Source organism: Bacillota bacterium (assembly GCA_040754315.1).
Taxonomy (GTDB): Bacteria; Bacillota; Sulfobacillia; order DUSP01; family JBFMCS01; genus JBFMCS01.
This window is the reverse complement of the sequence record JBFMCS010000007.1, coordinates 1-10282: the sequence shown is the minus strand read 5'-3', so window position 1 is coordinate 10282 and position 10282 is coordinate 1. Positions and strand designations below refer to the sequence as shown.

Below are 10282 nucleotides of genomic sequence, written 5' to 3'. Positions count from 1 at the left end.
AGCGCGGAGGATGTGGCCTTGTTGTATGGCGCGCGGTGGAGCATCGAACTTTTATTCAAGGAACTAAAACGCGTGTACCAACTGGATGTCATCCATAGCGCAAAAAGCGAGGTAGTACAGGCTTTGGTACTGGTAGCCATGCTCACCTTAGAGGAAGATCCCCTACAGGCCTTCCTCTTCTTCATGATGGAAGCACCAGACCCTAACATCAACCGGAAACGCCTACCGGACCCTTGGGTGAAAATGGCAGATCTTCCAGCGCGCCTCCAACCACCTGGCATCCAAGAACTTGCCAAGGACGAGGCGGCCGGCCAGTATAGGATCATCTGTTGACTGCTGGTTAAGGGAAGGCGGGCAAATCCATTATTGTGCCTGGCCGTCATGAGCGGGACTCGGAAGGATGCAGGACGATCCCAGGTGATCACCGGGTCAATCATAGCGTGTAACATCGGCTTCGGTGAGGTCAATGGCGCTATGGCCATCATAGATTAGCTGTGTGAGGGCTTCCGCTGTCGCCGGGGCATGTGCAAGGGCATGGGCGTGGCCACAGCATAGGAAGAGGCCCTTTACCGAGGGGACTTCTCCTATCAATGGAAGGGAATCAAAGGTGAAGGGGACGAAGTTGGACCAGCTACGGATGATGCATGCCTTCTCAAGTGCGGGCAGCAGGCGAATAGCCCGCTGGGCGATGAGGTTCTGAGCCTCTGCGGTGGTCTTCTTGTCGTGACCGGCGAACTCCGAGGTGGTTCCGATGACGATGTTTCCATTGCGGGTGGGCTTGAGATAAGGAAACACGGAATCATGGAGCGGGACTCTGGGTAGATTGTCTTCGGTGGGTGTCTCGGTCATCTCCACAGCAAAGCTGAACACTGCGTCAGGGTGGTCGAGGTCTTCCTGGGAAACCTGTCGCCCGCCCTGAAGCGTTCGGGTGATCAGGTGCTCGAGAGGTTCGGTAACCATTGATTGCAGCCGCTGGGGCCATACCTTGACATCAATGCCTGCCATCTTGCCCACTTCTGAAGCCCAGGCACCAGCGGCATTAATGACGATACCTGCAGAGATGTCTCCCCTCGTCGTGCTTACCCCAAGGACGCGCCCATTGCTGGTTCTTATTCCAGTCACCGCTGTTTCCGCCAGGATCGTGGCACCTTGTTTCCTTGCTGCCTTGGCAAAGGCCAACGTGGTTTTCATGGGGTTTAGCTGTGCCTCATCGGGGCAGAACGTGGCACCCACTACGTCAGGAGTGAGGTTGGGCTCAATGTCCAGGCACTCCTCGCGACTAATCAGGCGAACGGGGATGCCTAGGGCCTGTCGCTGAGGGATTACCTTCTTCATGACCTCGACTTGGAGAGGAGAGGTGAATACCGTCATGCCGCCCAACTTCTCGTATTCAATGTCAATATCGAATGCATCTTCCACGAGCTCATCGTATAGATCTAGGCTCCGGCGGGCCATGGCAAGGTCCAGCCCGGGAAGCCTGGTCTGCTGCCAAACCATGCCGTAGTTAGAGCCTGAGGCTTCCGATGCCAAACCTGACCGGTCCAGCAGGGTGACATCCAGCCCGTTGCGCTGTAAGAAGTAGGCTAGGCTGGCACCTACGACCCCTCCGCCAATGACCACTGCGTCGCTTGGCAAGTACGCGGCGCCTCCCATTGACGATATGAGCCTCCGTGATCTTGTCCCTGAGGTCCCGTCTAACCGGGGGACACCCGGATCCTTGCCTTAAGAGAATTCGAGTCACTGGCCTCGCCTTCCTGCGTCCAGTTAGGGGGGATGAACGGCCTTGGCCACAGCCCGTAGTTGACGGACCTGATAATCTAAGCATCTCTTCTATTGCGTGGGGACCGTCGATTACGGACATTTTTGTGCCTCGCTCTTCTCCGCCTTGAGGAAGATAGTTTACTAGGGCCGCGCTTTCTCTCCGGGGTTTGTATCTTCCTACTTTTGCCGGAACGGTCCCTACCCGGCTGTCCTCGGGGCAAACGCCCATGCCGGTTTGGCACAACAGGGAATGAAAATGCGTCTGCATTTTCGAGGCCAACGTCCTCTATGCGTGAGGCGCCGCCACTGTAGACTTGGTGTTCTGGCGCGTCCGTTGGATGGGAGTCTTCTTCAGTGCGGGGGTGCTGTGTGGACATCCATTGTTGGGGTTAAGACCCCCGGGACTAGCCCGGGGGTCTTCTTCCTGGTAGCATTTGACACGTGGTTTGAGGTTCAAACCTAATCTGAACCGGCTGCCATTACCAACCTCCGGTGATAGCAACCGTCCCTGTTACGGCATTACCAGCAAGGTCAGTGATGGCCGAAGACGGGGTGATTACAGCTCCGAGCGCCACGGTTGGCACTGACGTTCCTGCACTCAAGGTGATGACAAGGGTTGTTTGACTAGTCCAGGTCGCACTGCCAATCGCGCCTGCGCCGTCCAGCCAGCTACCAGCGGACAGGGCAAGCACCGTATTGATGTTAGCGCTAGTGATGGTTGGCTGGTTGGTGGCTTCGGAGAATGTTATAGTGACTCTATCTCCGGCGTCCTTAGTACCAGCAGTGCCAGTACCATTAGCCGCAACGGCACTAGAAGCTGTCGGTGCTGTGGTATCCACTACAATAACCTGGGCATAGTGCTCACCACTAGCTACTCCATCCGTTTTAAATCCTACGGTCGCTATCATATGCCTGGTTAGCTCGGTTACAGGCTTATCGGTATACATCTTCCCATCGCTGGACTTCACCAGCACGGTGTTACCGTCCGCCCATATATTGGTGGCAATTTTCAGCTGTCCAAGTACCTTTGTCACTCCTGCGGTTCCAATTTGGAGATTTACTGTGGTAGTACCCACCGTAAGGCTTCCGGTTGTTGCATACCGATCGATCTTGCCGCCAGCATTAGTGCCAACTATTACCACATTTCCGACAACGGGCGTTGTACCACTAACAAGCGTGGTCTCTTCATACTCCTTTACGCCAGCAGCAGTATGGAACTTAACGGTCTTTACGGTACTACCGTCAGCCTTCCTTGTCGACTTCACCTCAATGACGTGTCCAACAAAGGCAGTCAGAGCGTCACCAGTGACCTTCTCCAGAATGGCTACGGCTTTACCATCAAAATCCAGAAGCAGTTTGACTTGATCATCCAAGACAAGTGTGAGGGCTGTATAGATCTTGTCGCCAGCAAGCAGGATGTAAGCTCCATCCTGGTCAGCCCCCGTACCTGTAACAGTACCCGTTACCACATCTGTGGTGGCAGCTTTTAGCTCAATCATCTTTGTACCCGATACCCTAGCATTAACTACAGCGAAGAGCGGTGTAGTCAAAGTAGTTTTCTCGTGTTCCTTTATGAACGCCTCCAACGCCGCTTTCAGTCCGCCAAGGTTGACTTTTGCGCCATTAAGTATCAAGGTGCTGTCACTATCAACATTCAATGGAGCGCTGCCGGTTATCGTTACGGTGCCTGTAGTGGGATCATCTTTATCCGACAACGCAGCTGCCGTTAGCCGCCCATTCTTGATGGTCCAGCGAGTTGCGGCAACCTTTGTTACTTTATCCTTGTCATCTAATGTTAGCACCACTTCGTCATCTTTTTGAAGAGCGGCAAGTCGTACACTGCTTGTAGTGCCTGCTACAGTGTCGCCGTTCAGGACCACTTCTATTATCACCGGTGCTGATGCTTGATCATAATTTACACCGCTCACGCGAATCTTGCCAGTGATGGTGACTCTCTCAAAGACTCCCTTAACAGTCTTAGCGGTTGCATCGGCATACACATCGGCCCAGTGCGTCTGCAGGAGGCTGGTCCCGGTCTTTTTCTCGAGATCCCCTATCTCGTCCTTAATAACCCACTTCCACTCGCTCTTGACCCCGTTGTCGGCGGCAACGGCCATCTCGCCGCGGGTCATGGCGAGGTTGGCTACAGGCTCCAGGCCCTTATCCAGGCCAATGTGCGCAGCCACCAGCATGTAGTTGGCAGGCCATACACCCACAGCGGCCTTATCCAACTTCAGGGCGCGGACCAGCATGGCGAAGGCTTCGGCGAAGGTCACGTTGTTCTGGGGCCTGAAGGTCCCGTCCTCGTAACCCTTGATGATGCCAAGGCTGCTGGCCACGTTCACGTAGCCGTAGGCCCATGCCCAGGTCTCATTGGCATCGGGGAAAGTCGGCGTATAGGCAGCCATGGCTGTGGCCGACTTCTCCCGGTTCAGCATACGGCATACTATCGCAGCGAACTCAGCCCTTGTAAGGGGGCTGTCGGGTGCCGCTGTTCCATCGGGATAGCCCTTGTAGACCCCGATCTGTTTCAACAGCGTGAAGGAAGCAGCGGCCTCGTGGTTGGCAGCAACATCTACGAAAGGTCCTTCGGCGGCCGAAGCCACACTGACCAGGGACAACATTATGGCCAGGGTGAGAATGGTCGCTAGTACTCTCTTGGTACCCTTCATGTATTACCCTCCCTTAGTGTTCATCTTTCCGCTTGTATCCTATGGATGTTCCTGAAACTCGACTACCCGGACAATCCCCCCCCTCAAAAGGGTTCTGGCAACAGTTCCTTGGGTCTTTTGGGGAACCGGCCTTTACTTGAAGGCGGACCCGGTTTGGGCCCGATTTGATACCTCATAATTCGTTTTGTTTCCAGTGTTTACGCCCCATGCCAAAAAGGGCCGCCGATTCCGGTTCCTTAATATTCTTCATGTTCACCCGCGTTTTCCTTCTCCACCAGTTTACGATTCTGTGATTTATAGGGACAGGAGCCAAAACCCACCTCGGATGGAGGGCAACTTTTATTATAACAGGTCCTGCCATGCAAGAATCTTACAGTTCCGTTAATCAAACTAGGGGATAGCCGCTGGTGGGCAAAGAAAAACGGCCCTACAACACCAGGGCCGTGGGGGATATCCTATTTCTCAGGATGCCGGGTAGAAGCCTGGAGATCCCTGATCGCGGGATTGACTAGCCAGGTCGCTGTCCACCAGGGTAGACCTAGCCATCTTGTCCTTGAGGAACTTCTCCGCTACTTGCGGGAACAGCGCGTAGGTAAGCACGTCCTCAGGAGCCTGGATGAAGGCCGCGGCATCCTTTCGAGCCCTCTCCAGGCCAGGCTCCAGGATGTCAGCCGGCCTTACTTCCAGCGGCTCCTCATCCCCGATGACCTTCCGCCGCACCTCGTCATCCACTGGCGCCGGTGACCTTCCATACTTCCCGCGGAAGTAGTCCCGGACCTCATTGGCGACTATCTTGTAGCGTTCCCCCATGACCACATTGAGCACTGCCTGGGAACCCACGATCTGGCTCGAAGGCGTGACCAAGGGAGGGAACCCGAGATCCTTCCGCACCCTGGGGACCTCAGCCAGGACCTCATTGATCTTGTCCAGGGCGTTCTGCTGTGAGAGCTGGGAGTAGAAGTTGGAGATCATGCCTCCCGGTATCTGGTATACCAGCACGTTCACATCAACTGGCATGGACACATCATACGCCCCATACTTCTTCCTCACCGCAGTGAAGTATCTGGCTGCCTCGGCCATGGCCGCCAGGTCCAAGCCAGTGTCCCAGGCTGTCCCCTGCAGGGCGGCAACAAGGCTCTCCACCGGAGGCTGGCTCGTGCTCATGGACAGGGAGGAGATGGCACAGTCCACCACATCCACCCCCGCCTCAATGGCCCTCCAGTATGTCATTGATGCCATCCCGCTGGTGTAGTGGCAGTGGATCTGTACCGGGAGCCCAACATCCGCCTTCAGGCGCAAGACCATCTCGTGAGCGACCATGGGACTCAGGATTCCGGCCATGTCCTTTATGCATATGGAATGGGCCCCCAGGTCACGAAGTTCCCTGGCAGTCTCAACGTAGTGCTCCACATTGTGGACCGGGCTGATGGTGTACACCACAGTACCCTGGGCATGAGCACCCTCCGCCCGCGCTACCTCCATGGCCTTGCCCATGTTCCTCACGTCATTGAGGGCGTCGAACACCCTGATGATGTCAATGCCGTTCCCTACCGCTCTCTTCACGAACTCCTCCAGGATATCGTCAGGGTAGTGCCGGTACCCCACAAGGTTCTGCCCCCGGAGGAGCATCTGCGTCTTTGTGTTCTTAAGCACCGCCCTTATGGCCCTGAGCCTTTCCCAGGGGTCTTCGTTCAGGTACCGGATGCACGTGTCGAAGGTGGCGCCACCCCACACCTCCATGGAGTGAAACCCGACGTTATCCATAGTCTCCGCAATGGGAAGCATATCCCCTGTAGTCATCCGGGTGGCCAGGAGGGACTGGTGTGCATCCCTGAAGGTGGTATCGGTAATCCCTAACCTCAATGGACCCAACTCCTTTTCAGAACTCCGACAGCCCCTGGAGGATCTCCTCCAGGACGGCGGAATCGGCTACTAGAACCCCTAGAAGTACTACCAGGATCACGAAGCCTGCGAAAACAAACAGCCCGGGCAACAGCCAGGCCAGCACTGCCCTGCCAGTGGAGAAGCCATAGGCTTCCCTTATGCCAATGACGCTGAGTACCAGCACCCATATGGATAACCCCACGGAACCCACAAGGCTAAGGACGGGCATGGCCCTCCCCACTACCAAGAGGGGGGCGGTGAAGACCTCGGGCAGGGATGCCAGCAACATCACACACAGGAGGACTGTTACCCTGCCCTGACCGCCGAGCAGCTCCGCCGACAGGTGTACCAGCGATACCCCCAGTGCCATGAACAGGACGCCCAGCACGGCCCCGGCCACAGCACTCACCCTGGCGAATTCCGCGCTCACCTGGGAGAGCGCCGGGTAGCTCACCGCCGCGGCAATAGCATTGGTGATGAGGAAGATGACCAGCGCAATTCCCAGGGGGGGCCTGTTCACAAGGTTCTTCATGGTGTCCACGGGTGAGAACAGCACCCCGTAGATTATTCCCATAGTGTCCAACCGTTTCTCCAAGAGGACACCTCCATCAGAAACCTGGCAACCTCAGAAGGCTCCGGTATGCCTCGAGGGACTGGAGTAATCCCTGGTGAACTGGGCTCCTCAGACTGAGGGCCTCCAGAAGCTGCTCGAGGGGTGTGAGCCTGCCATATTCTTGAATTTCGTAGGGGCCCCAGATCTCGGCACGGGACGCCGCAACATCAATGGCATCCTCGAAGTTACCCATCTCATCCACTAGGCCGGCTTCGTGAGCCTGGTTCCCGGTGAATACACGCCCGTCGGCCAAGCCTTCTACGTTCTCCACCGGCATGCCGCGGCTCTTGGCCACGTGCTCTATGAACTGGCGGTGAATGTCGTCCACCATTGCCTGGAGGAGCGCGCGCTCCTCACCGGTCAACGGCCTGGCTGGATCCCCCATGTCCTTGTGCTCGCCCGACTTGATGGTATCAGGCGTAATCCCGATCTTCTCGTAAAGGTCAACGTAGTCCATGAAGTGCATTACCACGCCGATGCTCCCTGTGACGGTGCCCGGGTTGGCCACCACGCACTCGGTGGCCGCGGCAACCCAGTACGCGCCGGATGTGGCGGTGTCCCCCAGGGAGGCTACGACGGTCTTCCCGGAATCCCTCAGCTTCTCGATCTCCCGGGCCACCTCTTGGGCCGCCCCCGCGCTCCCCCCGGGGCTGTCGATCCGTACCACCACCGCCTTCACAGTCTGGTCATTCCTGGCTTCCTGGAGGTAGGAGGTCACGGTGTCAGAGCCTTCAACGTAGCCGAAGAGGCCGGAAGAGGACGCTCCTCCCAGCAGGGGACCTTGCACGTAGATGATGCCTACAGTGTTCCGGGCCCGGGAGAGCCGGCCACCAGAGAAGTCCAGGGTGAAAACCAGGACGAGAGAGAGGACAACGAGCCCTATGACTGATAGGACCACGATTCGCCTCTTCATGAACGGCAATCCTCCTTCCCCCAGTAAAGACAAAAACGCCAGGTGTCCCTGGCAGGTTCGCGCGGCGCTCTTGCCAAACGGGTTCCCTCCCATCTAAAACTCATTTTATTCATTAAGAAGCTTTGTGGCAAGGAGAATCCATGTTTGGGTGCACGACACCACTGTAGATTCAAAGACTTCTGCGACTACATAGCCACTTGACTGCAGAGGATACAAAGGCTATCATCATCCTAGGCTAGGGGGGTGTTTAAGGAGAATCCATGTTTGGGTGCACGACACCACTGTAGATTCAAAGACTTCTGCGACTACATAGCCACTTGACTGCAGAGGATACAAAGGCTATCATCATCCTAGGCTAGGGGGGTGTTTATTGTGAGTCACCGGACCGGTTCTAACTACAGCAGGATGGGAGTTCGTGAGGCTAAGGCCAATTTTAGCCGTCTTCTCAAACGGGTGCAGGCAGGGGGTGAGGTATTGATAACTGACAGGGATGTCCCGGTGGCCAAGATTGTACCGGTGGATGATGAACCCCTTCCACTGGAAAAGCGCCTTGAGAGTATGGAGAAAGATGGTCTCATAGGACCACCGCCAAGAAAGCGAGGAAAGATGCCTGCACCGCTCCCTTTGCCCGGAGGGTTAGCCCAGCGGTTTCTCAGGGAGGAGCGTGAGCAGTCTTGACCCAGCAACTGGTCATCTACTGGGATACATCGGCTGTGGTGTCGACACTGTTCATCGATGAACATACCGAATTGGCCGAACAGAATCTCCACCTTGATGCAGTCCACTTCCTATCCAGCCTTGCCCTGGCAGAAACACATGCGGTGATTCACCGTCTCCGCCGTGAGCGAGTGCTCGCCAATATCCTGATAGATGCGGCGCTGGAAACCCTTGCCGAGGGGCCGTGGAGGGCATTAAGAACGGTCCCTGGAGAAAGTGAGATTAAGACTATTGCCCGCAAGTACTGCTTGAATGGAGCCGACCTTTGGCACCTTTCCCTCGTAAAGACCATGAGATCCCACTTGCCGGAGATCAAGATACTTACCTTCGATGGCAGACTGCAAGGGGCCGCCAAAGACTGTGGACTGGCGATTTAGCCTCTTTCATCAATACTGGAGGTGCTGCCGGCTTTTTGCTTTGACATTAGGAACGGGGCTGGCTATCATATAGTCGGGAGCCAGCATGGGGGTAGGTGGAATACTGGTGTTTCCCCTGGACTTCAAATCCAGTGGAGGGCCGTAAGGTCCTCGGTGGGTTCGATTCCCACATGCCCCCGCCATACCTAAATACGTACTCTATTGTTATCGACACAGGATCCCTCTCGTATGGGGTCTTGTACTATACAGGGACCTCTTTTAGGAGTCTTCTAGAAAGGTGAGATCCAGAACATGGGCGGACTTGTATCGGTCTCCCGAGAGCGAGTCAAGGCGTTGGTCCTGCCGGTACTGCAGAGGCATGAGGAAATCGCCGGGGCTTATCATTTTGGCTCCTCCCTCACACTGTGCCGGCCAGATAGTGATATCGATTTGGCGTTGGTGGTCATCGCGAGTCTACCAACACCAATCCAGGAAGGCATCCTTGAAAGCGTGATTGGCGATCTGCGGCCCTATAACGGACACGTCTTCGATGTAGTATTGTTAAATTCCTTGCCGAGCATGATCGCCTTTCGCGTGATTAAAGAAGGATACTTGATTTACTGCAGCGATGGCGAGGCGGTTGCTGACCTGGTTGAACGCATCAGCCAGCGCTACAGAGAGGATTATCCCAGATATCGCGCCGCTTTGAAAGATATACTGGGGGTGTAAGGATGAGCCTCGACAAGGAAGTCCTTATGAGCAAGTCAGCCTATATCCGCGAGCAAGTCCAATCTATTTAAGAGTCTCGTCAAGACCAAACCCAAGAACACATACTCGAAGACCCTTGGGTTTTTCGTGGTCTGAAATACTCTCTGCAGACAGCCATAGAGACCATGATTGACATGGCATATCATGTATCCACCAAGCATCTGGCCCATGCGCCTACTGACGCCAGGGATGCGTTGGGGGCTCTCGCCCAGAACGGAATACTCTCGGCTGATGAGATGAGGACTTTCAAAACCATGGTGGGGTTTCGGAACAGACTGGTGCATGGATATGAAGGGATTTCCCCTGATCAACTATACGACATTGCAGTGGGGAAACTGGATGATTTCGAGGTTTTCTTGATTAAGGTCTTGGGCCTTCTTAAGTAGTGGGCCATGAAAAAGTCGGTTTTACTCCAGGCTGGGTGGTGCCATGGCCACCCCTTAAGTTCGTGTACTCGTCGTCCTCCGCCTTACTCATCTTCTACAGTTGGGAGGCAAAACGGGGCGGTTCCAAGGAAAGAAGGGCTGGTAGAGGGTCTAGGGGCTCTGCGAACGGCCAAAATGTAGTGCCACAGAATGGTGTAGTCGGGCTTGACAGC

The 10282-nt window shown here is 55.6% G+C and carries 9 protein-coding genes, 1 tRNA gene and 1 pseudogene; 6 read left to right on the top strand and 5 right to left on the bottom strand.

What is annotated here, in order from left to right; translation table 11 throughout:
- The coding region (locus tag AB1576_01390) for a transposase (protein ID MEW6080450.1) at positions 1–333 on the top strand (333 nt) is incomplete at its 5' end.
- A gap of 96 nt (positions 334–429) precedes the next feature.
- On the opposite strand, the gene AB1576_01385 is transcribed toward AB1576_01390, so the two are convergent.
- The 5 genes from AB1576_01385 to sppA all read right to left on the bottom strand — a co-directional run bounded on the left by AB1576_01385 (position 430) and on the right by sppA (position 7843).
- The gene (locus tag AB1576_01385; GenBank protein ID MEW6080449.1) at positions 430–1635 is read right to left on the bottom strand and encodes an FAD-dependent oxidoreductase; all 1206 of its coding nucleotides are present in this window, start codon (positions 1633–1635) and stop codon (positions 430–432) included.
- A gap of 605 nt (positions 1636–2240) precedes the next feature.
- The gene (locus tag AB1576_01380) at positions 2241–4433 is read right to left on the bottom strand and encodes an S-layer homology domain-containing protein (GenBank protein ID MEW6080448.1); all 2193 of its coding nucleotides are present in this window, start codon (positions 4431–4433) and stop codon (positions 2241–2243) included.
- 462 nt (positions 4434–4895) lie between these two features.
- Complete coding sequence (locus AB1576_01375; GenBank protein ID MEW6080447.1) at positions 4896–6305, bottom strand: pyruvate/oxaloacetate carboxyltransferase; 1410 nt, start codon at positions 6303–6305, stop codon at positions 4896–4898.
- 7 nt (positions 6306–6312) lie between these two features.
- The gene (locus AB1576_01370) at positions 6313–6912 is read right to left on the bottom strand and encodes a Yip1 family protein (GenBank protein MEW6080446.1); all 600 of its coding nucleotides are present in this window, start codon (positions 6910–6912) and stop codon (positions 6313–6315) included.
- Positions 6913–6925: 13 nt separating this feature from the next.
- The gene (sppA, locus tag AB1576_01365) at positions 6926–7843 is read right to left on the bottom strand and encodes a signal peptide peptidase SppA (GenBank protein MEW6080445.1); all 918 of its coding nucleotides are present in this window, start codon (positions 7841–7843) and stop codon (positions 6926–6928) included.
- Between the two features lie 372 nt (positions 7844–8215).
- Here sppA and AB1576_01360 point away from each other — a divergent pair, with 372 nt between their 5' ends.
- The 5 genes and pseudogenes from AB1576_01360 (at position 8216) to AB1576_01340 (ending at position 10070) form a co-directional block, all read left to right on the top strand.
- Complete coding sequence (locus tag AB1576_01360) at positions 8216–8521, top strand: type II toxin-antitoxin system prevent-host-death family antitoxin (protein ID MEW6080444.1); 306 nt, start codon at positions 8216–8218, stop codon at positions 8519–8521.
- On the top strand, positions 8518–8937 hold the full coding sequence (locus AB1576_01355) for a PIN domain-containing protein (protein ID MEW6080443.1): 420 nt from the start codon (positions 8518–8520) through the stop codon (positions 8935–8937). Before AB1576_01360 ends, AB1576_01355 begins: the two co-directional genes overlap by 4 nt.
- A gap of 87 nt (positions 8938–9024) precedes the next feature.
- Positions 9025–9119, top strand: a tRNA-Sec gene (locus AB1576_01350).
- Between the two features lie 109 nt (positions 9120–9228).
- A complete protein-coding gene (locus AB1576_01345) occupies positions 9229–9645 on the top strand; it encodes a nucleotidyltransferase domain-containing protein (GenBank protein MEW6080442.1) in 417 nt (138 codons plus the stop codon).
- A 92-nt stretch (positions 9646–9737) separates the two neighbouring features.
- A pseudogene (locus tag AB1576_01340) lies at positions 9738–10070 on the top strand (DUF86 domain-containing protein).
- The last annotated feature ends 212 nt before the right edge of the window (positions 10071–10282 follow it).